Genomic DNA, 23,751 nt, shown 5'->3' on the forward strand with positions numbered 1-23,751 from the left:
CCCGGGACTCCCGGCCTCACGCCCGGCACTCCGGTGCAGCGCCGCCCTCCCGTACGCCGCTCGCGGCGCGCCCCGGGAGCCGACTGGAACACGACGGCGTCCACGCCGCCGGTGGCTCCGCCGACGTCCGTGGCTCCGCCGGCCTCGGCGGCTCAGGCTGTGCCGGTACCGCAGGCTGTGCCGGCGCCTCAGGCGAGTCCTCCGCCTCGGACGTCGGCAGCCGCGCCCGCCAGTCCCACGGCTCCGGCGTCGAAGGCCGGTCCCGCCTCCCCCGCCGCGCCCACCGGTCCTGCGGCGCCGCGACCCACGACCGGATCCACCGCCTCGGCGCGCCCCGCGACTCCGGTGGCCCGAAGCGTCGCCCGTTCCGCCGCGCCCGCCGGTCCTGCGGCGCAGGGACCCACGACCGGATCCACCGCCTCGGCGCACCCCACTACTCCGGCAACTCCAGTGGCCCGAAGCGTCGCCCGTTCCGCCTCCCCCGCAGGCCCCCTGACTCCGTCGGCTCCAGCGACCCGGACGCCCGTCACGTCCGTCCCCCCGGCGGGTGCGGCACCCGCGCCCGGTTCCGTATCCCCGGCCGCCCCGGACGCCCGCGTACCCACAGGTCAAGCCGCCCCTGTACGCCCCACCTCACCGGTGTCCCAGTCAGGCCCGGCGGCTCCGACGCTCCCGGCGCCCCCGGCCGTACGGGCGTCCGCCAGCGCCCCCGTGAGCCCGACGACCCCGCCGACTCCCCCGACCCGGCCCGGACTCGGCGCCCCGGTTCAGCGCGCCACCACCGACGCGCCGGTATCGCGTGCGAACCCGGTGCCGCGACGGTCTCCGATCGGTGCGCCGATCACGCGCACGGCCGTGCCCTCGGAGACGTCTGCGCAGGCCAAGGCGTCACCCGCCCCGGGAATCCCCGTCGTGCCCGCTCCCCCGCAGGTGGGCCCCCTCACGAGCACCCCGTTGCCGTCGCAGGAGCCCCGTCGGGCGGCCACCCCCGCCCCGGCGTCGGCCGCGTCCGCGTCCGCGCCCGCGCCCGTGCAGCGGGCGACCGCGTACCGGAACCAGCCGTCGCCCGCCCCCGAACCACCCGTCGTGAACGTGCCGACCGCGCCGACCGCGCCCTCGACCGCCGCCCTGCCTCACGGCGCCGCGCCCGACCCGTCGACTCCTCCCCCGGTCCAGCGCGCCACGGCCGCGCCACGGCCTCAGCCTTCCACCGACTCGCCCGCCTCGACGGTGGCCGCCGGCCCGCGCACCTCCGTCACCGCACCCACACACCCGCCCATCCCACCTGTCCTGCCGGTCCCGCCCGTCGTCACCGTCACCGACCTCCCCCGCGCCACCGCGCCCCGCGTCCAGCGGCGGGCCGTGCGTCCGCTCGCCACTGCGCGGCCTCTCACCCCGAGCCTGCCGAACACCGCGAGCACGCCCGCGCCCGGCCCCCAGCAGCCCGCACCCGCGCCCTCCCCGACCGCCGCCGTTCCTCTCGTCACGCCGACCGCCGCCCCCGCCCCGGCCGTTCAGCGCACGGCCGCCGCTCCGCCCCGCAGCGGCGGGGCCGCCCCCCAGGGCTCCCCGCGTCCCGTCGTCCCCCTCGCCCGGCCGTCCGCCGCGCGGCCCGTCGCCCGGCCGGTGGTCGTCCAGCGTCAGACCGCCGCCGAGGCGCCCCCGTCAGCCACGCGCGCGCCCTCGCCGGCCATGCCCGTGGTCACCCCCGCCCCGGTCCAGCGGGCCTCGGCAGCCCCCGTTCCCGCCCCGCACGCGCCACGCGCCGCCACCACGGTCACCCGGACCGCGCCCTCCCCATCCTCGCCCTCGTCCTCGCCCTCCGTGCAGCGCACCGCCGCCCCGGGCCAGGCCGACCCCGAATCACCCACCCAGCTCGACGAGTTGGCCCGCCGCCTCGTCACCCCCCTGTCGCGGCTCCTCCGCGCCGAGCTCCGTGCCGACCGCGAGCGGGTGGGCCGCCTCCGCGACCACGGCCGATGACCGGGACCCGCCCCACCCCCCGCCACCGCCGCCACCACCACCACTGAACGCGCCGATCCGAGAGACCGCCACCATGCCCCAGCAGCCGGACCCCGCATCCACCGTCTTCTTCAAGCTCACCATCGACGGCGAGGACCTCGGCGTGTTCAACAGCTGCGACGGTCTCTCCTCCGAGGTGGAGGTGGAGCAGCGCCGGGAGGGGGGCAACAACGGCTTCGTCTGGCAGTTGCCCACCCGCGTCACCTTCTCCACCATCCGGCTCACCCGCCCGCTCACCCCCGAGACCGCGAACGTCGCCGCCTGGATCTCGTCGCTCGCCACGGGGATCACCCGTCCGACCGCGCAGATCGCGGCGCTGCGTGCCGACGGGTCGGTGGTGGCGCAGTGGGGCCTGGTCGAGGTGCTGCCGGTGCGGTGGACGGGGCCGACCCTCGACCCGAGCAGCCCGGCCGTGGCGACGGAGACCCTGGAGATCGCGCACCACGGCTTCACCGATGCGGGAGGCGCCTGAGATGGCCCCGTTCTTCGGCGGGTCGACGGCCAGCGGCCTCTCCCGCGCCTCGCTCGCCATCCACCAGCCGCCGACCGATCTGTCGAGCTCGTACGGCGGGAGGCTCGGCGAGGTGAAGTTCGAGTTCAACCCGGATCAGCTCCAACTGAGCCGGTCCGCCCACTGGTTCACCGAGCAGGCCGTCGCGTACGACCGGGGCGCGCCGCCCAAGTTCACCGGCAGCGAGCCGGCCCAGCTCCAGCTGGAGGTCTTCCTGGACCGTTCGGGCGACCCGTCGTCGAACGACGTGCAGCAGCAGGTGGAGCTTCTGCTGTCCTGTTGCGAGGTGACCCAACAGAGCATCGCCGCGAAGGCGCCGTCGCCGCCGTGGGTGCAGTTCTCCTGGGGTTCGTTCTCGACGGTGCAGTTCGTCGCGTACGTGACCTCCGTGTCGGCGACGTACACCCTCTTCAGCCCCAGCGGCATCCCGATCCGGGCGACGTGTTCGCTCTCCCTCACCGAGATCTCCAGCGCGACCAAGAAGCAGAACCCGACGTCCGGCGCCCTGTCGGCCCGCCGGGTGCACCGGACGGTCGCCGGGGACTCCCTCGCCTCCCTCGCCTGGCGCGAGTACGGCGACGCGACCCGCTGGCGGGTCATCGCGGAGGCGAACCGCATCGACGACCCGATGCGGCTGCGCCCCGGCACCGAACTGCTGCTCCCGTCCACCACCGAAACGCCGGAGACCGAGGGCGCCTCATGAGCGAGAAGACCTTCACCACCGTCCTCCACGTGCAGCTCGACGGCACGCCGCTGCCGGACCCGCTCGCGGTCCGCCTCACCGAGGGCTGGGTGGACGCGAGCGTCAACGTCCCGTCCGCGTTCCAGCTGACGTTCAGCGACAAGGACGGCACCCTCACCACGAAGTTCCCGTTCCTCAAGGTCGGCGCCATGGCGGTGCTGTCCCCCTTCACCGACGGGAAGCTCGGCGAGCCCATGCTCACCGGCGAGGTCACGGCCGTCGAGGTGGATGCGGCCCCCGGTCACGGCCGGTATCTGATCGTGCGCGGCTACGACCCCGGCCACCGTCTGCTGCGCAGCCGACGCGTCGAGGGCTATCCGAACATGACGGCCTCCGACATCGTCCGGAAGCTCGCCGCGCTCAACCGGATCCCGCTCGGCAAGGTCGACGCGACGCCGACGGTGTACGAGCTGGCCACCCAGCCCAACATCACCGACTGGGACTTCCTGTCCCGGCTCGCCCGGGAGAACGACGTCCGGCTGTCGCTCGACCCGGCCGGCCGGCTCGTGTTCGCCGCGCTGCCCCCGGCCTCCTCGGCGCCCGCCGACACCACGCCGGCGGCGGCCAGCCCGTACGTCCTGGACTTCGGGAGCAACACGCTGCAGAGCCGGGTGTCCGTGACCGCCGCCGGGCAGGTCGGGAAGGTCGACGTGCGGGGCTGGGATCCCCTTACCAAGCAGGCGTTGTCCTCGCCGACGCCCGCCGTCGCGAGCAAGGAGATCGTCTCCGACATCACCCCGGCGCAGCTCTCCGCGCCGTTCGGTCCGGCCGAACTCGCCGCGACCGACACGCCGTTCACGACCCAGTCGGAGGTGACGCAGGCGGCGACGGCGCTCGCCGACGACGTCACCGGGTCGTTCGCGGAGCTGGAGGTCGCCGTCACCGGCAATCCGGCGCTGAAGCCGGGGCAGCCGGTGGCCGTGAAGGGCGCCGGCTTCCCGTTCGAGGGGCGGTACACCGCCACCGGTGTCCGTCATGTCTTCGCGTCCGGACGGCAGTTCGCGACTTGGCTGACCGTGTCCGGCCGGCAGTTCCGGTCGCTGTACGGGACGGCTTCCGGCGGCGGGGAGGCCGCGCCGCCGATGCCCGGTGTCGCGGTCGCGCTGGTCACCAACACCAAGGACCCGCTCTCGCTCGGCCGGGTCAGGCTGCGGTTCCCGTGGCTGTCGGCGACGTACGAGAGCGGCTGGTGCCGGGTCGCCCAGCTCGGCGGGCGCGGGGGCGGCGGCCTCATGCTGCCCGAGGTGGACGACGAGGTGCTGTGCGCCTTCGACCGGGGTTCCCTTGAACACCCGTACGTCCTGGCGGGGTTGTACAACGGCGTCGACAAGCACACCCCGGCGACCGACCGGGTGCCGCCCGTCGACCCGACGAGCGGGCGCGTCCAGTGGCGTGCCCTGACGTCCCGTACCGGTCACACCGTGGAGCTGCGCGAGGAGGGCGGCCGGACGCGTGCCTCGCACGGCATCCGGCTGCGGACCGCGAAGGGCGGACTGAGCGTCGAGCTGAACGAGGCGCGCACCACCCTGACGATCGCCAGCGACGGGACGGTCACCATTTCGGGGGCCCGGGGGGTCACGGTCGAGTCGGGGGCGGATCTCACGCTCTCGGCGACGGGGCGAATCACGCTCGACGCGGGGCTCGGCGTGAACATCAAGGCCGGGACGAAGTTCAAGGTCTCGGCTCTCACCGAGGCCGTGGTCAACGCGCCGGCCCTCATCACGATGACCCCGCCGTTGCCCAACCCGCTCAAGGCGAGCCTGCCGTTCTGACGGCGCTCCCGCCGTCCCGTCCCGTGGAATCCAGAGGAGGATCTTCCCTTGAGTGAGCACTTCGTCGGTGCGGGCTGGGCCTTCCCGCTGCGGACCGGCCCGAGCGGTTCCATCGCGCTCGTCCGGCGCGACCGGGAGATCGAGGAGTCGATGCGGCTCGTCCTCGCCACCGCGCCGGGCGAGCGGCCCATGCGGCCCGAATTCGGTTGCGCGGTACATGAGTTGGTGTTCGCTCCGGTCAACGACTCGACGATGGGCCGGGTCCGCTACGAGGTGATGTCCTCGCTCGACCGCTGGGAGCCGCGCATCGACGTGGAGGAGGTCACGGTCTCCCCCGCGCCAGGGGAGCCGACCACCCTCTTCATCGACATCCGGTACCGGGTGCGCGGCGCCAACAACCCGCGCAACCTCGTCTTCCCCTTCTACGTCATCCCCTCCGAGGACTGAAAGAGCCACCATGGCCCTGCCCGCACCCCATCTCGACGACCGTCGCTTCCAGCAGTTCGTCGACGACGCCAAGCGCTACATCCAGCAGGCGTGCCCCGAGTGGACCGACCACAACGTCTCGGACCCGGGCGTCACCCTGGTCGAGGCGGTCGCGCACATGGCGGACCAGCTCGTCTACCGCCTCAACCGGGTCCCGGAGAAGAACCATCTGGCGTTCCTGGACCTGCTCGGGGTGACGCTGTTCCCTCCCGCGGCGGCCCGCGCCGACATCACCTTCCGGCTCTCGGCGCCGCAGCCGGAGCCGGTGGTGCTGCCCACGGGCACGGAGGTGTCCACCGGGCGTACGGAGACGGAGGAGGCGGTCGTCTTCGCGACGGCCGCCGATCTGACCGTCGTGCCCTGCTCGTTGACGCACCTCCTGCGCCAGGAGGCGGGTGGGGCGCCCGAGGACCGCTCGCAGGATCTTCTCGGCGGTGAGGACGTACCGGCTTTCTCTCCCCTGCCGCGCGTCGGTGATCTGCTGCTGCTCGGTCTCTCGGCGGCGGTGCCGGACTGTGTGCTCGTCCTCGACCTGGACAGCCGGGTGGACGGCGTCGGTGTGGACCCGCGCAGGCCGCCGCTGGTGTGGGAGGCGTGGACCGGGGCCGAGGGCTGGGTCGTGTGCGAGGTCGACGAGGACAGCACGGGCGGGCTCAACCGCCCGGGTGAGGTGGTGCTGCACATGCCGTCCGGGCACGCGGTCTCGCGTCTCGGCGGGCACGAGGCGGGCTGGGTCCGCTGCCGGGTCGTCGAGGCCGCCGCGGGTCTCCCCTCGTACAGCGAGTCGCCGACGGTACGGGCGGCCGGGGCGTTCACCATCGGCGGGACGGTCCGCGCGGCGCACGCCGAGGCGGTGCGGAACGAGCAGCTCGGCGAGTCCGAGGGCGTGCCGGCGCAGCGGCTGCGACTGGCGCACGCGCCGGTCGTGGACCGGCCGCCGCTGCTGCTCCAGGTCGCCGAGCGGGCGGACAGCGGCGTCGACGAGGAGGACCCCGAGGCGGGCTGGCAGGAGTGGACCGTCGTCCGCGACTTCGCCTCCTCGCGCCCCGGTGACCGGCACGTCACCCTCGACGCGACCACCGGCGAGATCGCCTTCGGGCCGTGCGTACGTCAACCGGACGGCACGCTGCGGCAGTTCGGGGCGGTTCCGCCGAAGGGGGCGGCGATCCGGGCGGTCCGGTACGGCACCGGGGGCGGCCGGGCGGGGAATGTGGCCCGCTCGACGATCACCGTCCTGCGCAGTTCCATCCCGTACATCGCGCGCGTGGAGAACCGCGAGGCGGCGCGGGGCGGGGTGGACGGGGAGACCGTCGAGGAGGCCAAGTCCCGTGCGCCGATCAGCCTCCGTGCGCAGGAACGGGCCGTCACCGCCCGGGACTACGAGGAGCTGGCGCGCCGCGCGGCGCCCGAGGCGGCGCGGATCTCCTGCCTGGCGGCGGACGCCGCGGAGGCGGGCGACAACGCGGTCCGGGTCCTGGTCGTGCCGCAGGCCGTACCGGACCGGGGCGGCCGGCTGCGGTTCGAGCAGCTCGTGCCGGGCGAGGAGCTGCTGTCCCGGGTGACGGGCTTCCTCGACGAGCGGCGCCCGCTGGGCACGCGGCTGGCTGTCGGGCCGCCGTTCTACCAGGGGGTGACGGTGGTGGCGACGCTGCACTCCTTCCGGGCGGCCGAGGCGGAGCGCGTACGGGCCGAGGCCCTCGACGCGTTGTACGCGTATCTGGACCCGCTGACGGGTGGGGCGCACGGCGCGGGGTGGCCGTTCGGGCGCCCGCTGCGGGCCGGTGAGGTCTTCGCGGCGCTCCAGCGGGTACCGGGCGTGGAGCTGGTGGACGAGGTCCTGCTGCATCCGGCGGATCCGCTGACCGGCCGCCGGGGTGACACGACGGACCGGATCGAGCTGGCGCCGTCCGCGCTGCTCTTCCCGTTCGACCATCGTGTCCGTGTGATCGAGGCGCGGTGAGCGGGTCCGCGCGGGGTACGGTGCCGGGCCTCGCGACCCCGTACCCGCTGGGGGCGGCGCTGCCCGCCGTCTACGCGGAGGACGACTTCGGGCAGCGGTTCGTGTCCGGCCTGGACGTCGTCCTCGCTCCGCTCTTCACCGTCCTCGACTCCCTTGAGGCGTACTTCTCGCCCGCGCTGGCCCCCGCCGATTTCGTGGACTACCTCGCGACCTGGGTCGGGGCCGAGCTGGGCGGCGACGAGCCGCTGCCGCTCCGCCGGCACGCGGTCGCCTCGGCCGTGGCGCTGCACCGGGTGCGCGGCACCCGGCAGGGTCTCGCGGCGGCGGTGCGGCTCGCCTTCGGCGTGCCTCCGGAGATCACCGAGAGCGGGGGTGCGAGCTGGTCGGCGGCGCCGCTGGGACCGTTCCCCGGGGCGCCGGTGGCCGGGCTGCACGTGGTTCTCCGGGTCGCCGACCCGGCCGCCGTGGATCCGCACCGGCTGCGCGCGGTCGTGGCCGCGGCCCGTCCCGCGCATCTGCCGTTCACGGTCGCGGTGACGATCTCCCCGCCGTCCTCGGCGACCTCTTCCCGTCCATCCGAAGGAGCTTGACCCTGATGAGTGACGCGCCCCAGTCCCGCCCCTGCCCGGACTGCGCGAGCCCGGTACGTGCGGCGGACCAGTCGTTCTGTGACAGTTGCGGCGCGTTCCTGCGCTGGGACAGCCCGGCCGGCGCGGCGAGCGAGGAGGGCGGGTCCGCCGCCACCCCGTCCGGCACGTCGGCCCCGCCCTCCGCGTCGGCTTCGGTTTCGGAGTCCGCGGGGACGGTCCGGGAAGAGCCGGCCTCCGCGTCGGCGGACGATGCGCCGCAGGCCACCGCGGGGGATTCGGCCGGCTCCCCGGCCGAGGGGACGGACAGCCGGTCCTCCGTCGGTCCCGAGGAGGTGACCGCCCCGCTGCCCGCCGTGGCCCCCTCCTCGGAGGCGCCTTCGGCCGCACCGGAGCCCGCGCCCGTCCCCGTACCGGAGGTGGCAGGGACGGCATCCCACGGGCCGGCCTCCGACACACCGTCGGACACGCTCGTGCGGTCCCTCCTCGTCCCGGTCCCGGGCCGTAGTGCCGCGGAGCCGGCCGTCGCGGCGCCGGTGCTCCCCGCGCGTCCGGAGGCGGCGCGGCCGACGGTGCGGGCCGCCGAGGCGGCCGTTCCCGTGCCGGGCGGCACGCCGTGTCCGGCGTGCTCGCTGGCCAACGCCCCGGGCCGTCACTTCTGCCGCTTCTGTGCGACTCCGATGGTCCCCGAGCAGCTCTCGACGGCCGAGGGCCCGTACGCGGGCCGGCGTCCCGGGCTCAGCCGCGACCGGAGCCGCTGGATCGTCCGCGCCCTGATCGCGGCGGGCGTCGTCACCGTGGTGGTCGGCGGCATCGTCGGCGGTCCGCCGGCCGTCCGTGCGATCCAGGACCACTTCGCCAAGCGGGTCCCGGTCCACCCGGTGGCCTGGGCCGCCTCCCACTCCGCGCCGAAGCAGCAGGCGAAGCTGGCGGGCGACGGGTACTCCAACACCTGGTGGGGCACGGGGTACGCGGGCGACTCGGCGGGTCAGTACATGGAGGCCAGGTTCGCCGAGCCGACCGATCTGCTCAGCGTCCTGATCACGCCGGGCAGCTCGAAGAACACCACGCAGGCCGACGGCCAGGCGACCCCGCGCACCTTCGACCTGGTGGTCAAGGACTCCTCCGGCGAGACGCACGTCTCGCAGCACCGCATCAACGACGGCGGCACCCAGCGGGTCGACGTGCGGGTGCGGGACGCGCTGACGGTGCAGTTGGTGCTGCGTACGGCGTGGCGTGCCGACCCCACGAAGCAGGTGGCGGTCGCGGAGCTGGAGTTCTTCGGCAGGTCCGTGTCCTGACTCCCCGTCCGAGCGGGCAGCGGCCCGGAGCGGGCGGAAGTCACGGGGCGGGACCCCTTCTCAGGGGCGGGGCCGGGGAGAACGATGATCCCCTGGGTACCTGACCGAAGGAGGGGTCCATGCGCAGCTATGCCGGCGTGCTCATCGGCAATCTGATCCTCGCCGCGTTCGCCGGTCTGGCCGGACCGGTGCTCCTCGTCGTGGGGTACGTCGCCTGGGTCGAGGGTGCCGCGTGGTTCTGGGTGGCGGGCGCCCTGGGCCTCGGGGCGGTGGGAACGGCCGTGATCCCCTTCGCAGCGGTCCGGAGCGCCCGGCAGGAGTTTCCCCGGATCACCCGGCGGAACCGGGAGCGGGACGCGGGCCCCGCCTACGGGGACGACACCACGGTGGTGTGGGCGCCTCGCTCCCCCGGGGGTGCGGTGGGCGCGCGCTTGGTACGGGCGGACGTCCGCGAGGCGTCGTTCGTGCGGTACAGCCCCGAAGGGGGTGGGACGTTCACGACGTACGGGGGCGATCACGATCCGGCAGAGTTCAAGGCGACGGTCGGGCTGAGGCTGTGGGTCCACGACGGGGAGGACGCCGCCGGGTGTTCCGGGGGACGCGAGGTCACCGAAGAGGTCCAGGTACCGTCCCTGTGCCTGTCGGCGATCACGGCGGGGCGGCTGGCCGTCCTCGTCGATCCGCCGGACGCGCCGACGCCGGGGAAGGTCACGGTCCTCTGGCCGCGCAGCCTCCTCCTCGCGGGGACACGGACGTGCCGGGTGATCGACCTCGACGGACGCATGACGGACGTGACCCGTTACGCCCGTCGTCAGCTGGAGCAGATGCGGATATCGATGTCGGTCGGCGGTGTCGTGATGGACGGCGACCTCATCGACCTCCGGCGCCTCGACGCGGCCACGGCGGCCCGGTACGCCGCCGTGGCCCGCGAGGTGGTCGAGGAACGGGCCCCGGTGACCGAGCCGGGCGAGGAGGCCCGTCGGCTGGCGGAGTTCCTCCCGGGTGAGGAGGGGGCCTTCGGCTCTGTCCCCCGCCGCTGGTCGCGCCGCGGCGGCCACCTGGTGCTCGCCCGGTTCCTGTCGCTGCGCGGCAGGACCACCTTCCAGGACCACGGTCCGGTCCTGGACACGCTGCTCCGTGTCCGCCCGGCGGACGGCTCACCCCCGTACGACGTGGCCCGGCGCCTGACGGTCCCGATGAACTATCTGGCGGTTCTCCACCACACGAGGGACGTCGTTCTCCGGGTCAGCCCGAACGGCAGGTCACAGGTGGTCGACTGGGCCCGCACCAGCCTCCTCGCCGGAGTCACGACGGCCCAGGTCATCGCGCCGGACGGTCGTGGAATCCCGCTGCCGAGACGCTCCGAGGCCCTCTGGCCCCTGATGAACCTGCTCGTCGCCCATGGCGTCTCGAACCCGACGCCGGTCCTCGACCTGCGCGAGCCCCGGACCCGCGCAGTGTCGGAGACGGTGATGGAGATGATCCGGGGCGCGGAAGTGCGGGTGGACGAGACCCGGCTCTAACGAGCTCGTGCACGGTTGGCGGTGAGGTGCCGGACGTCAAGGACGGGCAGGAGTCGAGTCAACGGTCAACCAGCCGTGGACGCGGGGCTTCACCCGTGGATTCCGCGTCGGTGTCGTCGGTGCCGACCGGGCCGCGGGGAAGCATCCGGTCCAGCCACTTCGGCAGCCACCAGTTGGTCCGTCCGAGGAGTGTCATGGTCGCCGGTACCAGCACCATGCGTACGACCGTGGCGTCGATGAAGATCGCGGTGGCCAGGCCGAGCCCGAACATTTTGGTGGAGGGGTCCTCGGCGACGGCGAAGGACAGGAAGACCGCCACCATGATGAGGGCGGCCGAGGTGATGATCCGGGCGGTGCGCGAGACGCCCTCGACGATCGCCGTGCCGTTGTCGCCGGTGCGCAGGTACTCCTCGCGTACGCGGGAGAGGAGGAACACCTCGTAGTCCATCGACAGGCCGAACAGGATGGCGAAGAGGAACATCGGGATGAACGACACGATCGGAACGGTCGCTTCCAGCCCGATGAGTGCGCCTCCCCAGCCCCACTGGAAGACCGCGACCATGATGCCGTAGGCCGCGCCGATGCTCAGCAGATTCAGCAGTACCGCCTTGAGCGGTACGAGTATCGAGCGGAAGACCAGCATCAGCAGCAGGAACGACATCGCCAGCACGGCGGCGACGAACACCGGCAGGCGTTGGCTGGTGCGTCGGCCCACATCGGACAGGCTCGCGGCGGCGCCGCCGACGTGGGCCCTGGCCGGGCCGTGCCCGATCGCCGTGGGCAGCACGTCGGTGCGCAGCCGGGCGATGGTGTCGGCCGTGGCCTTGTCCTGAGGGCTGCTGGTCGGGAACACCACGAGGGTCGCGATGCCGGTGGCCCGATCGATGTGCGTCGGCGCGACGGATGCGATGCCCGGATCCGCCGCGACCGTCGCGACGAGTCGGTCCAGCACTCCCGGATCACCGGTGGGGTCCGCGGCGATGACGAGGGGACCGTTGGTGCCCGGGCCGAACCCCTCGGCGACGAGGTCGTAGGCCCGGCGCTCGGTACGGCTGTGGGGCAGTGAGCCGTCGTCGGGCAGGCCGACGCGCAGGCCGAGCACGGGCAGCGTCGCGGTCAGCAGCAGCCCCGCCGCGCCGACCGCGTACGGCACCGGGTGCCGGCTGACGTGCCCGATCCAGCGACGCCACCCGGCGGCGTGGGCGGCGTCTGCCGCCGGGTCCCGCCGCCGTGCGAGTCGGCCCGGCTTCCTGGTCTGCAGAGCCCGGGCGATCCGGCCGGCCCGGGCCAGGCGTGGGCCGGCGGCGCCGAGGAAGGCCGGCAGCAGCGTCACCGACGCGAGCACCATCGTCAGGACGACGATCGAGACGGCAACCCCGCCCACCGTCATGAACGGCACGTTCGCGACCGCCATTCCGAGGATCGACACGACGACGGTTCCGCCGGCGAAGACCACCGGCCGCCCCGCCGTGGCCACCGCTCGTCCGGCCGCCTCGTGCGGATCGAGCCCGCGCGCGAGGTACTCCCGGTGCCTGGCGAGCACGAACAGTGCGTAGTCGATGCCCACTCCGAGCCCGACCATGCTGCCCAGGACCGGTGCGAAGGTGGGGACGTCCGTGACCCCCGCCAGTACCGTCATCGTGGCGACCCCGACGGTCAGTCCGAAGACCGCCATGCCGATCGGCAGTGCGGCGGCGACGAGCGAACCGAACGCCAGGAACAGGATCGCGGCCGCGGCGACGAGGCCGATCAGCTCGCTCGCGCCGCCGTCGGGGTCGGAGAAGGCATAGAAGAGGCTCCCGCCCATCTCGATGCGCAGGGGCAGTTCGGCGCGCAGCCGGTCGCCGAGATCGACGAGGGCGTCGAGGTCTTCTGCCGACAGCCGGCTCTGGTCGGGGTACTGCACCCGGACGACCGCGATCCGCCCGTCGGCCGAGACGAGGCCGCCGCGCACGGCGGTGTCCCCGCCCGCGTCGAGTGCCCCCGCCGGGTCGCTCGTGCCGAGCACGTGCGGCAGCCGCTTCACCTCGGCCCGCAGCCGCGTGAGGGCGGTGCGCGCACTGTCGTGGTCGAAGAACGTCGCAGCGCCGTCGAGGGGGGTGACGACCACCTGGGCGGTCATCCCCTCCTGGCCGGTGCCGGTCCGCTCGATCAGTTCCGCGGCCCGCTGGGAGTCCAGTCCCGGAGCGGTCATCGAATCCGCATTCCGCCCGCCGAAGGCGATCGCGGCGAGGACGGCGAGCGTGGCGGCGACCAGCCATGCCGCGATCACCCGCCAGGGATGGCGGGCGGCGCCTGCGCCCAGGCGCAACAGGGCTTTCGAGAGCATCGGGTCCTCCAACCACCTCGTCGGCCGTCCTTGTACGGCCGCCGATGCCGAGGCTCGTCGCCAGGGCGCTCCGCGGCATCGGCCCGCGAGCCGCGGATCCGTCGGCCCCGGGGCGGAGTGACGACCCGTCCTTTCGGCCGATGCGCGGCACGCCGCGGTCCCTAGGCTGAGAACCGTGCTCCGAGACGACCTGCGAACCCTGTGGACCGAACCCCGGCCGCCCGACGCGCCCGCCCGGGTGCGGCGGGACTGGGCGCTGCTCGCCGCGGGCCTTGCCGCTGTGGCGCTGGAGGCCACCCTGCGCGAGGACGTCGTGTGGCGGCCGGTGGCGGTGGTGTTGGCCGTATGGCTGTGCCTGCTGCCCCTGTGGCGCCGGACCCGCCCGCTGGCGATGGTGACGCTGGCCTTCGGCTCGGTGATCCTGCTTCCGGTGGCCTCGCTCGTCGCCGCACCGCGCGAGCCCGTCGGCCTGTACACCGGCGGGGTCGTGCTCGTGCTGGTGTACGCGCTGCCCCGGTGGGGATCGGGACGCGAGATCGTGCTGGGCGGCGCGGTGATCCTCGCGGTCGGCGCGCTGTGTGTCGTCACGGACGAGACCCCGGTCGTCGAAAAGGTCGTGGGCTTCGTCTTCCTGCTGCTGCCCGGCGTGGTCGGGGCTGCCGTGCGGTTCCGGGTGACCGCTCGCGAGCGGCAGTTGGAGCAGGTGCGCTCCCGCGAGCGCGAGCAGCTCGCCCGGGAACTGCACGACACGGTGGCCCACCACGTGTCGGCCATGGTGATCATCGCCCAGGCGGGCCGGGTGCTCGCGGGCACCGACCCGTCCGCCGCCGTCGAGGCGCTGGAGGGGGTCGAGGAGGAAGGGGCGCGCACGCTGGAGGAAATGCGCGCCATGGTCGCCACGCTGCGCGACCGCGAGGTCGGCGCCGAGCTGGCGCCCCCTGCAGGAGTCGCGGATCTGGAGCGCCTGGTGCGCACCCCGGGTGGTCGCCTCAGGCTCGACCTGGGGCTCGACGGCGAACTGGACGCGCTGCCCCCGGCCGTGGACGCGGCCGTCTACCGGATCGTGCAGGAGTCGGTGACCAACGCGCTGCGCCATGCCGTCGACGCGACCGAGCTCGTCGTTCGGGTCGCCGCGGAACGGCACTCGGTACGGGTGAGCGTGCGCGACAACGGCCGGCGCACCGGCCGGGGTCGCGACGGATACGGACTTACCGGACTGCGCGAGCGCGCGACCCTGCTCGGCGGCACACTACGAGCCGGGCCGGGTACCGACCGGGGCTGGCATGTCGAAGCCGAACTGCCGAGAGCGAGGAGCGAGAGCGGTGTCCATTCGCGTCCTCGTCGCTGACGACCAGACGATCATCCGCACCGGGTTGCGGATCATTCTGAACGCCCAGCCCGGTATCGAGGTGGTCGGCGAGGCCGCCGACGGGCGGGAAGCGGTACGTCTGGCCCGCGAACTGCGCCCCGACGTCTGCCTGTTCGACATCCGGATGCCCGTACTCGACGGGCTCGAGGCCACCCGGCTGGTCGCCGGCCCGGGCGTCGCCGACCCGCTGGCCGTCGTCGTCATCACCACGTTCGACCTCGACGAGTACGTCTACGGCTCACTGCGTGCCGGCGCCCGCGGATTCCTCCTCAAGGACACGGGACCGGACCTTCTGGCGCAGGCCGTACGGTCGGCGGCCGACGGTGAGGCGCTCATCGCGCCCAGCGTCACCGTCCGCCTGCTCCAGACGTTCGCGGACCTGCCCGCCGGCCGGCCCGCGGCCCAGCCGGTCTCCCCCGTCACCGCCCGCGAGGAGCAGGTGCTCCTCGCCGTCGCGCGCGGTCTGACCAACACCGAGATCGCCGACGTGCTGCACATCAGCCTCAGCACGGTGAAGACGCACCTGGCGAGCTTGATGGCCAAACTCGGCGCCCGCAACCGGGTCGAGATCGCGATGTGGGCCTACGAAACGCGCCGTGTCCTCCCCGGAACCTGAGCCGGGTGCCGGGCCATGTCCCCTGAGTCCCCGCCCGGACATCAGGACTCCCGGCAGCTACCGCGCCAGTCTCCACCTGCACGCCTCGATGATCTGGATCAAAGACCTCACCAGGACAGTCGGTGATCACGACTCGATGCGCGCCCTAGGCGGGTCGTCGGCGCAGCGCCAGGAGTGGGCCGATCGCCAGCAGAAGGGCGAGTGCGGCGAAGCCGAACGTGAGGGTCGTGGCGGTCGCGACGGCGGCGACGAGCAGGGGGCCGCCGGCGTCGCCGAGTTCCCGGCCGAGTTCGGCCGAACCCATGGTCTGTCCCAGCCGCTCCCGCGGGGTGCCGGCCGCGAGGGCGGCGAAGCCGAGCGGGGTGATCAGGCCGGTGCCCGCGCCGATGAGGGTCGCTCCGGTGAGTACGCCGAGGAGGCCGGGGAGCATGGCGCAGCCGAGTCCGGCGGCGGTGACGAGGAGTCCGGCCGTGAGACCGGTACGGGTCGTCAGGCGGCCCTCGTCCAGGGCGCGGCCGGCTGCGGGCTGGACGACGGCGGCGGTCAGGGCGAGGAGGGAGACGGCGGCGCCGGTGGCCACGGTGCCGAGGCCGGCCGCGCGGCCGGAGACCGGCAGGAAGCCGACGCCGACCGAGAGGGCCGCCGTCGCGCCGGCGAGGGCGGCGGTCGGCGCCAGGAACGTGCGGGAGGTCAGCCGGCGGGCCAGATCGAGCACGGTCTGCCGGGCCTTGGGGAGCGGCGGCACGACGGGCACGGCGAGGGACGCCCACACCGCGACGGCCGCCGCGAGGACCGCCATGACCGTGAAGAGGAGGCGCAGTCCGCCGGCCCAGACGAGGATGCCGCCGAGGAGCGGGCCGAGGGTGTAGCCGATGGACTTGTGGAAGCCGTAACTGCCGAAGGCCCGCCCGTGCTTGGCGGCCGGATTGAGCCGGGCGACGAGCGCGGAGGCCGAGGGCGAGAAGGCGGAGGCGGCGGCGCCCTGGCCCAGGCGGGCGGCCCACAGCCAGCCGGGGCTGTCGGCGATCGCGTACACCGCCGAGGCGGCGGCGAACGCCACCAGGCCGCCGAGGAGCACGGGGCGCGCGCCGATCCGGTCGGCGAGGGTGCCGAAGACCGGCTTGAGGAGGACCTCGGCGCCGTCGTACAGGGCGAGGAGCCCGCCGAGTATCAGGAGCGAGGTGACGGCGTCCTCCGAGAAGCCGCCGAGGCTCGCGGCGATGCCGTGGGCGCCGAACGCGGTCGTGAAGCCCGCCGCGTACAGGGGCCACATCGCGGCCCGTGGCGCGGTCGGCCGGTTCTGCGCGGTCAGCGGGTTCTGCGCGGTCATGCTTCTGCTCCTTCGCTTCCAGGCGTTGCGTCGTGAGCCGGGACGGGGACGGGTGCCCCGCGTCACACGGCATGGCCGGGTTCGCGCGCCGCCCCCCGGGGAAGGCTCGGTCGTGACCATCGGCTCCCGTGTGCTGCTCGACCGTGTGACGCTCCTGCTCGCGGGCGAGTTCGGCATCGTTCCGGCCTCCCTCACCGAGGGGCCGGCGGGCACGGCGACCCGGAACTTCGTGGCGGAGACGGACACGGGCGACCGCTGGTTCGTGAAGACGTACCCGGCCGGGACGGATCTCACCCGGGCCGAGGCCGCTGCCGGGCTCAGCGAGTACGCCCGGCTCTGCGGTGTGCCCGTGGCGCGGGCCCGTCCCGTCATCGACGAGGAGCGGCTGGTCGCCTCGTACCGGGCGACGGCCCTCTCGGTGACGGCGTACGTCGCCGGAGCGGTCACGGCCGACGGACGGCTCACGGGCCGGAGATGGGAGGCGGTCGGGACGGCGATCGGGCGCCTGCACCGGGGTCTGGCCCGCCATCCGTTCGGCCGGCCCACGCGCGGCCCGAGGGACCGGTCCTTCGATCCGGCGCGCGCCCGCGTGCGGCTCACGGACCTGGTGCGCCGGTACGAGGCGGAGCCGCCGCGCAGCGGTTTCGAGCAGTGGGCGGCGAGAGCCTCGGGGGAACGGCTGGCCGCGCTGCATCACGTGGAACGGCTGCTCGAGAAGGCGCCGTCGGAGACGACCTCGCAGATCGTGCACGGGGATCTGTCGGGGCCGAACGTGCTGTTGCGGGGTGACCGCGTCGCCGCCGTGATCGACTTCCATCCGCCCGGCCGGCGCGACGCGATGTGGGAGCTGGGGCGCCTGGCGCTCGATCCCCGCACCGTGCTGACCCACGCGGACTGGCCGGAAGGCCTCGCGCGGCTCGTCGCCGCCTACCGCGAGCTGCATCCGGTGCCGCCGGTGGCGGAGCTGGTGAGCGTGGTGCGGCTGACGGCGGCGTACCTCGGGTGCGCGGTCTACCCCTTGAACACCGTCGTCGACGGGCTGGGACCGGTCACACCGTCCCTGGAGGCGTACGCCCGGAGTCGCGTTCGGGCCGCGGTCGAACTGCGCGAGCGGCTCGACGAGGCGGAGGAGGTACTCCGTGACCACCTCAGGTAGCGACCCCCGCCCGGCGCGGCCCGTGGAGTTCCTCGACGTTCGCCGGATCAGCTTCGTCGAGCACCCTCTGCCCGCCCTGACACCGTGGGAACAGGGGGAGGTGGACCGCCTGTGGGCCGACACGAAGGCCCGCACGCCTACCACGTTCGACGGGCCCCTGGTCGCGAGTCTGGGAATCGATCTCCCCGCGCCCGGTGTGCTGGTGGCGCGCTGGGCCCGGCTCTCCTACCGGCACAGGGCCCTGCGGGTTCTCCGGCCCCCCGAAGACGTGCCGGGGTCGGTGTTCGTCACGGTGCTGCTGCCCACCGAACGGGGCCTCGTGGTCGGCCGCGGGGCCCCCACCACAGCCGCACCCGGCCGCTGGACGCTCCCGGGTGGCTCGGTGGAACCGCCTGCCGACGGTCACCCGCTCGACGGGCAGGCCGTGCGGCGCGACGCCGCGCGAGAGCTCGCCGAAGAGCTCGGGGTCCGGATCGCCGACGAGGAGTTGCGGTTGTTCGCGGTCACCCGTGGACGCCGATTCGGCAGCCTCGGTTTCCATTTCCTCGCACCGCCCGTGGCCTGCGCCCTCGTGCTCGGGCGGTATGCCGAGCTCGTGGCCGTGGAGACCGGGCGTGGCGGCGGGCCCGAGCTGGACGTGGTCGCCTTCGTGTCGTCGGTCGCCGAGGCGCAGCGGCTCGGTCCGGGGGCGGACTATCTGCCTCAGGTCCTGCGCCGGTACGGCGATTCGGTCTGAGCCCGTGCCTGGCGGCTCAGCACGGAGCGGCGTCCCGGCGCCGTGGTCGGCACCGGGAGCGCTCACGACCGTGTGAGTGAGGTCAGGTCCGTAGCCACACCGCCGTGTCCGCGGGCAGGCGGCCGTCGGCGGCCAGGGGGCCGCTCGCCAGGAGCAGTTGCTGGTGCGCCGGGAGTTCGGCCGGGGTCGCGGAGAGGTTGACCAGGCACAGCAGGCCCTCGCCGCGGGCGAAGGCGAGCACTCCCTCCGCCGCGGGCAGCCAGGTCAGGGGGCCGTCGCCGAAGCCCGCGACCGAGCGGCGCAGCCTCAGCGCCTCGCGGTAGAGCGCCAGCATCGACCCCGGGTCCGTCTGCTGACGGTCCACCGCGTAGTCGTCCCAGTCCCGGGGCTGGGGAAGCCACGGCTGGGAGCCGGCGTCGGAGCCGAAGCCGTACCAGGGCGCTCCGGCGGTCCACGGCAGCGGGACGCGGCAGCCGTCGCGGCCGGGGTCGGTGCCGCCGGAGCGGGCGTGCATGGGGTCCTCGATCCTGTCCGGCGGCACTTCCGCCTCGGGCAGTCCCAGTTCCTCGCCCTGGTACACGTACACCGATCCCGGGAGCGCCAGGGTCAGCAGGGCCGCCGCGCGGGCCCGTCGGGTTCCGAGGGCGAGGTCCGTGGGGGTGCCGAAGGTCTTCGTGGCGAAGTCGAAGCCGGTGTCGGCGCGCCCGTAGCGGGTGACCGTGCGGGTGACGTCGTGGTTGCAGAGGACCCAGGTCGCGGGGGCGCCGACGGGGGCGTGTTCGGCGAGGGTGTCGTCGATGGTGCGGCGCAGCCGGTCCGCCTCCCAGGGGCAGGAGAGGAAGTTGAAGTTGAACGCGGTGTGGAGTTCGTCGGGGCGGAGGTAGCGGGCGAAGCGTTCGGAGTCGGGGAGCCAGACCTCGCCGACGAAGACGGCTCCGTACTCGTCGGCTATCGCGCGCCACGCCCGGTAGATGTCGTGGAGTTCGTCCTGGTCGATGTACGGGTGGGGGTCGACGCCCTCGACGAAGTCGGCGAGGGCCGGGTGCTTGGCGAGCAGCGCGGCGGAGTCGATCCGTACGCCGGCGACTCCTCGTTCGAACCAGAAGCGGAGGACGTCCTCGTGTTCGCGGCGCACGGCCGGGTGGTCCCAGTTGAGGTCGGGCTGTTCGGGGGTGAAGAGGTGGAGGTACCACTCGCCGTCCTCGACCCGGGTCCAGGTCGGTCCGGAGAACTGGGAGGGCCAGGTGTTCGGCGGGAGTTCACCGTTCTCGCCGTGGCCGGGCCGGAAGTGGAAGAGCTCGCGCTCCGGGCTGCCGGGGCCGGCCGCGAGGGCGGCGCGGAACCAGGCGTGCTGGTCGGAGACGTGGTTGGGGACGATGTCGACGATCACCCGGATGCCGAGTTCGCGGGCCTCGGCGATGAGCTTCTCGGCCTCGGCGAGGGTGCCGAATGCGGGGTCGATGGTGCGGTAGTCGGCGACGTCGTAGCCGCCGTCGACCAGGGGCGAGAGGTACCAGGGCGTGAACCAGACGGCGTCGACGCCCAGTTCGGCGAGGTAGGGCAGTCTCGCCCGGACGCCCGCGAGGTCCCCGGTGCCGTCGCCGTCGCCGTCGGCGAAACTGCGCGGATACACCTGGTAGATGACGGCGTTGCGCCACCAGTCGTCGGTGCGATGCGAGTGAGGGGCTGCCACGTGACGGTCCTTTCGGGCAGGTCGGGGTTCTTCGTCGCCGGCCCGGATGCTGCGGGGCATGGAAGGCGGGCCGGCGACGAAGGCATGGGGTGGTGCGCGGGAAGCGGACGGACGGTCAGCCCTTGAGGCCGCCCGCCGTGAGGCCGCTCATGATGTTGCGCTGGAAGACCAGGAAGATGAGGAGGGTCGGCACGGACGCGATGGTCAGCGCGGCGATCAGGACGTTGACCGGGACGCCGTTGGAGAGGGAGTAGATGCCGACGTTGAGGGTCTGGCCGGCGGGGTCGGGCAGCGTGAGCATCGGCCAGAGGAAGTCCTTCCAGACCCCCACGACGGCGAAGATCGACACGACTCCGAGGATCGGCCGTGAGATGGGCAGCACGATCGACCACAGGATCCGCATCGGGGACGCTCCGTCGATGGACGCGGCGTCCAGGAGTTCCTTGGGGATCGAGTCGAAGAAGCGCTTGAGCAGGAAGATGTTGAACGCGTTGGTCACCGAGGGCAGCCAGATCACCCAGGGCGAGTTCAGCAGGTTGCGCTCGAAGATCGGCAGGTCCAGGACGGTCAGGTACTGGGGTACGACGAGGACGGTCGCCGGGATCATCAGGGTCGCGAGCATCATGCCGAGCACGGCCTTGCCGAAGATCGGCCTGAGCTTGGAGAGGGAGTAGGCGGCGGCCACGTCGAGCACGAGCTGGAAGGCGAGCGCGCCGAACGCGTAGTAGAGGGTGTTGAAGAGCAGCGTGGAGAGGTCCATGACCTCCCAGGCGCGCGAGTAGTTCTCCGGCGCGAAGGTTTCCGGCACCAGGGTCGGCGGTGTCTGGATGACCTCCTGGGTGTCCTTGAAGCCGCTGGACACCATCCAGTAGAGGGGGCCGAGGAACGCCAGGGTGAAGCCGCCGACGACGACGGCGAAGACGACCCAGTAGAGGGCCTTGCCGCGGGGGCGGGCGAGCTGCGCCGGCGAGATGAGTGTGCGTGTGGACATGGTGGTCTCCCCGGTCCTACTCGTCCTCGGCGCGGCTGAGCTTCACGTACGCCGCCGAGAATCCGGCCAGGAGTACGAGGAGGAGCAGGCCGAGCGCCGCCGCGGCACCGTAGTTGTTGAAGTTGAAGGCGTACTGGTAGATGAGGTAGACGACGGTCGTGGTCGATCCCTCGGGGCCCGCGCCCCCGGTGAGCAGGAACGGTTCGACGAAGACCTGCATGGTGGCGATGACCTGCATGAGCAGCATCAGGGAGAGGATCAGGCGGGTCTGCGGGATGGTGACGTGCCAGATCTTGCGGAACAGCCCGGCGCCGTCGAGTTCGGCCGCCTCGTAGAGCTCGCCGGGGATGCTCTGGAGCGCCGCGAGGTAGATCAGGGCGGCGCCGCCCATGTTCATCCAGGTCGACGCGATGACGACGGAGAGCATGGAGAGGTCGGGGTCCTGGAGCCATTGCTGCTCGGGGAGGCCGACGGACCGGAACAGTTCGTTGAGGAGGCCGTAGCCGGGGTCGTACAGGTACTTGAAGAGGAGAACCGAGGCGACCGGCGGCAGCATCACGGGCAGGTAGACGAGGAGCCGCAGGTAACCCTGGCCGTGGTGGAACTCGTTGATGACGAGGGCGACGACGAAGGGGACGACGAAGCCGAAGACGAGCGCGAGCACGGTGAAGAGGAGCGTGTTGCGCCAGGCCTGCCAGAAGGCCGGGTCGTTGACGACGGTGACGAGGTTGTCGAAGCCGACCCAGGTCGACTGTCCGCTCTCGGTCTTCTGGAAGGCCAGGAGGAACTCCCTGACCATCGGGTACCAGGAGAAGAAGGCGAAGCAGAGCACGGCGCCGATGAGGAAGCCGTGGGCGGTGAGGTTGCGCCGCAGGCTCTTCGCGAAGCGGGCACGGCCACCGGGGGGTACGGGTCCCGCCGCGGGCGGCGGGGAGTGGCGGGCACTGCCCGTCGTGCTCGGGGTCAGGCTGGGGGCCGACATCGTCGCTCCTTGGTACTGGTCTGCCGGGGTGGTCCTGGGAGGGGTCGGGGGCCGGCGGGGGCGGGCGGTCGGTCCGCCCCCACCGGTGCCCGTCACTGGGTGGCGAGGACCTGGTTGACCTGCGCCTCGGCGGTGGCGAGGAGCTTGTCGATGTCCGCGTCCTCGTTGGTGAGGAGGCCGGACATCACGTTGTCGAGGACCTTGTAGACCTCCTGCGCCTTCGGCGGCTCGGCCTTGCCTGCGACGGGGTTGTCCATGAAGGACTTGAAGTTCTCGACCGGCATGGTGGCGTTGGCGACGCGTGCGGCGTCGTCCTTCGTCTTGGAGTCGTTCAGCCAGAAGTTGGGCTGCGGCACGCCGACGGGGAGCGCGTCCTGCTTGGTGCGGGCCCAGTCGAACTGGCCCTTGCCGACCGTGAGGTTCTTGAAGTTGAGCCAGGCGACGGCGGCCTTGATCTTGTCGCCGGAGATGCCCTGCTTGATCATGTAGTTGTTGCCGCCGGCCAGGGTGTTCTTCTCGCCGGGGATGGGGCCCATGCCGAAGTTCTCGTACTTCGCGCCGAGTTGCTGGACCATGTACGCGATGTCGTCGGGGGCGGCGAGGAACATGCCGAGCTTGTCGGTGGCGATCTGCTTCTGCAGGTCGCCCCACTTGAGCAGCTGGGTCTTGCCCATGCTGTCGTCCTCCCAGCGCATGGCGTGGAGGTTCTTGGCGACCTGCTTGCCCAGCTCGTTGTTGAAGGCGGCCTTCTTGCCGCTCGCGTCGACGACCTCTCCGCCGATGCTGTACATCTGGGCGGTGAAGTGCCAGCCGCCGGTGTTGCCGGCGCTGTACTCGCCGAAGCCTGCGACGCCGTTGCCGAGTCCGGCGATCTTCTTGGCGGCGGTGCGGACCTCTTCCCAGGTGCGCGGCGGGGCGTCGGGGTCGAGGCCGGCGTCCTTGAAGAGCTTGCGGTTGACCAGCAGGCCCATCGTGTAGTTGCTGGTGGGGAGGCCGTAGAGCTTGCCGTCCTGCTTGAGGGAGTTCAGGACGTTCGGGTCGATGTCCTTGAGGAGCGGGACGCTCTTGTCGTTGACGTACGCGGTGATGTCCGCGGCGCCGTTCTCGGAGAGCACCTGCGGCAGGTCGGTGAAGTAGGTGTAGAACACGTCCGGCTGGGACTTGGCCTTGAGCATCGCGGTGAAGCGCGGCGGCTCCAGACACTGGCCGGGGGTGGAGCGGCCCTCGATGGTGACATTGGGGTACGTCTTGTTGAACGCGGCGACGTCCTCCTTCCACTCCTTGAGCTCGGCCGCCTTCGCCGCGGGGGGCATGCAGTCGATCGTGAGCGTGACCTTGGTCTTCGGGTCCAGCGGGGCGGTGGGGTCGGAGGACCCACCGCCCTCGGAACCGCCGCTGCCGTTGTTGTTGCTGCTGCTCGTGCCGCAGGCGGCGAGCGCGGTCAGCGTGAGCGCGGAGACGAGGGTGACCGCGCTGGCGCGGCGCGTACGGCGGAACCGGGCACTTCTCATGGGTGGTCCCCTTCGGGCCTGAACGTGGAGGTCGCCCCACCGCCTGTGCGTTGTGGGGCGCCGCACACTCAATCACCATCAACAAGTGAACGCAAGATATCGCGCCGATTTCGTAATTGCCCGACAGCCAAGGG

General features: G+C 73.0%; 20 protein-coding genes. 13 read left to right on the forward strand and 7 right to left on the reverse strand.

The genetic code is table 11. The features are described from left to right. Positions 1 to 188 precede the first annotated feature (188 nt). Positions 189 to 404, reverse strand: a complete 216-nt coding sequence (locus N5875_RS00545; RefSeq protein WP_338491065.1) for a hypothetical protein — start codon at positions 402 to 404, stop codon at positions 189 to 191. A 508-nt stretch (positions 405 to 912) separates the two neighbouring features. On the opposite strand from N5875_RS00545, the gene N5875_RS00550 reads away from it, so the two are divergent. The 9 genes from N5875_RS00550 (at position 913) to N5875_RS00590 (ending at position 10,904) form a co-directional block, all read left to right on the forward strand. Next, positions 913 to 1,983 (forward strand): hypothetical protein, encoded by a 1,071-nt coding sequence (locus N5875_RS00550; RefSeq protein WP_338491067.1) that lies wholly within the window; start codon positions 913 to 915, stop codon positions 1,981 to 1,983. Positions 1,984 to 2,056: 73 nt separating this feature from the next. Next, complete coding sequence (locus N5875_RS00555) at positions 2,057 to 2,494, forward strand: phage tail protein (RefSeq protein WP_318210216.1); 438 nt, start codon at positions 2,057 to 2,059, stop codon at positions 2,492 to 2,494. A gap of 1 nt (position 2,495) precedes the next feature. Then, positions 2,496 to 3,236, forward strand: a complete 741-nt coding sequence (locus N5875_RS00560; protein WP_318210217.1) for a LysM peptidoglycan-binding domain-containing protein — start codon at positions 2,496 to 2,498, stop codon at positions 3,234 to 3,236. Then, entirely contained in the window at positions 3,233 to 5,047 is a 1,815-nt protein-coding gene (locus tag N5875_RS00565) for a VgrG-related protein (protein ID WP_338491070.1), read from the forward strand. Before N5875_RS00560 ends, N5875_RS00565 begins: the two co-directional genes overlap by 4 nt. A gap of 48 nt (positions 5,048 to 5,095) precedes the next feature. Continuing rightward, entirely contained in the window at positions 5,096 to 5,494 is a 399-nt protein-coding gene (locus N5875_RS00570) for a GPW/gp25 family protein (RefSeq protein WP_030317086.1), read from the forward strand. 10 nt (positions 5,495 to 5,504) lie between these two features. Continuing rightward, positions 5,505 to 7,493, forward strand: a complete 1,989-nt coding sequence (locus N5875_RS00575; protein ID WP_318210219.1) for a putative baseplate assembly protein — start codon at positions 5,505 to 5,507, stop codon at positions 7,491 to 7,493. Next, positions 7,490 to 8,083: a phage tail protein gene (locus tag N5875_RS00580; protein WP_318210220.1), complete on the forward strand. Its 594-nt coding sequence runs from the start codon at positions 7,490 to 7,492 to the stop codon at positions 8,081 to 8,083. Before N5875_RS00575 ends, N5875_RS00580 begins: the two co-directional genes overlap by 4 nt. A 5-nt stretch (positions 8,084 to 8,088) precedes the next feature. After that, positions 8,089 to 9,381 carry a hypothetical protein gene (locus N5875_RS00585; RefSeq protein ID WP_338491072.1) on the forward strand — a complete coding sequence of 431 codons (1,293 nt, stop codon included), beginning with the start codon at positions 8,089 to 8,091 and terminating at the stop codon, positions 9,379 to 9,381. Positions 9,382 to 9,500: 119 nt separating this feature from the next. Further along, on the forward strand, positions 9,501 to 10,904 hold the full coding sequence (locus tag N5875_RS00590; RefSeq protein WP_318210222.1) for a hypothetical protein: 1,404 nt from the start codon (positions 9,501 to 9,503) through the stop codon (positions 10,902 to 10,904). 58 nt (positions 10,905 to 10,962) lie between these two features. Here N5875_RS00590 and N5875_RS00595 read toward each other — a convergent pair whose 3' ends face one another. Then, positions 10,963 to 13,233 carry an MMPL family transporter gene (locus N5875_RS00595; protein WP_338491075.1) on the reverse strand — a complete coding sequence of 757 codons (2,271 nt, stop codon included), beginning with the start codon at positions 13,231 to 13,233 and terminating at the stop codon, positions 10,963 to 10,965. Between the two features lie 175 nt (positions 13,234 to 13,408). Between N5875_RS00595 and N5875_RS00600 the strand changes: the two genes are divergently transcribed. Both N5875_RS00600 and N5875_RS00605 read left to right on the forward strand, forming a co-directional pair. After that, the gene (locus N5875_RS00600) at positions 13,409 to 14,581 is read left to right on the forward strand and encodes a histidine kinase (RefSeq protein WP_318210224.1); all 1,173 of its coding nucleotides are present in this window, start codon (positions 13,409 to 13,411) and stop codon (positions 14,579 to 14,581) included. Beyond that, entirely contained in the window at positions 14,556 to 15,218 is a 663-nt protein-coding gene (locus tag N5875_RS00605) for a response regulator transcription factor (protein WP_338491078.1), read from the forward strand. Before N5875_RS00600 ends, N5875_RS00605 begins: the two co-directional genes overlap by 26 nt. 145 nt (positions 15,219 to 15,363) lie before the next feature. On the opposite strand, the gene N5875_RS00610 is transcribed toward N5875_RS00605, so the two are convergent. Continuing rightward, entirely contained in the window at positions 15,364 to 16,491 is a 1,128-nt protein-coding gene (locus tag N5875_RS00610) for an MFS transporter (RefSeq protein WP_338499046.1), read from the reverse strand. Between the two features lie 169 nt (positions 16,492 to 16,660). Between N5875_RS00610 and N5875_RS00615 the strand changes: the two genes are divergently transcribed. Next, positions 16,661 to 17,704 carry a phosphotransferase gene (locus N5875_RS00615; RefSeq protein WP_338491079.1) on the forward strand — a complete coding sequence of 348 codons (1,044 nt, stop codon included), beginning with the start codon at positions 16,661 to 16,663 and terminating at the stop codon, positions 17,702 to 17,704. Further along, positions 17,688 to 18,440 (forward strand): NUDIX domain-containing protein, encoded by a 753-nt coding sequence (locus N5875_RS00620; RefSeq protein WP_338491081.1) that lies wholly within the window; start codon positions 17,688 to 17,690, stop codon positions 18,438 to 18,440. The genes N5875_RS00615 and N5875_RS00620 overlap by 17 nt, the downstream gene beginning before the upstream one ends. A gap of 82 nt (positions 18,441 to 18,522) precedes the next feature. Here N5875_RS00620 and N5875_RS00625 read toward each other — a convergent pair whose 3' ends face one another. The 4 genes from N5875_RS00625 to N5875_RS00640 all read right to left on the reverse strand — a co-directional run bounded on the left by N5875_RS00625 (position 18,523) and on the right by N5875_RS00640 (position 23,617). Next, complete coding sequence (locus tag N5875_RS00625; protein ID WP_338491083.1) at positions 18,523 to 20,133, reverse strand: glycoside hydrolase family 13 protein; 1,611 nt, start codon at positions 20,131 to 20,133, stop codon at positions 18,523 to 18,525. Positions 20,134 to 20,248: 115 nt separating this feature from the next. After that, positions 20,249 to 21,124 (reverse strand): carbohydrate ABC transporter permease, encoded by an 876-nt coding sequence (locus N5875_RS00630; RefSeq protein ID WP_073905630.1) that lies wholly within the window; start codon positions 21,122 to 21,124, stop codon positions 20,249 to 20,251. Between the two features lie 16 nt (positions 21,125 to 21,140). After that, on the reverse strand, positions 21,141 to 22,106 hold the full coding sequence (locus N5875_RS00635) for a sugar ABC transporter permease (RefSeq protein WP_338491093.1): 966 nt from the start codon (positions 22,104 to 22,106) through the stop codon (positions 21,141 to 21,143). A 92-nt stretch (positions 22,107 to 22,198) separates the two neighbouring features. Continuing rightward, positions 22,199 to 23,617: an extracellular solute-binding protein gene (locus N5875_RS00640; RefSeq protein ID WP_338491094.1), complete on the reverse strand. Its 1,419-nt coding sequence runs from the start codon at positions 23,615 to 23,617 to the stop codon at positions 22,199 to 22,201. Positions 23,618 to 23,751: the final 134 nt, after the last annotated feature.

It is taken from the genome of Streptomyces sp. SJL17-4 (genome assembly GCF_036826855.1).
Taxonomy (GTDB): domain Bacteria; phylum Actinomycetota; class Actinomycetes; order Streptomycetales; family Streptomycetaceae; genus Streptomyces.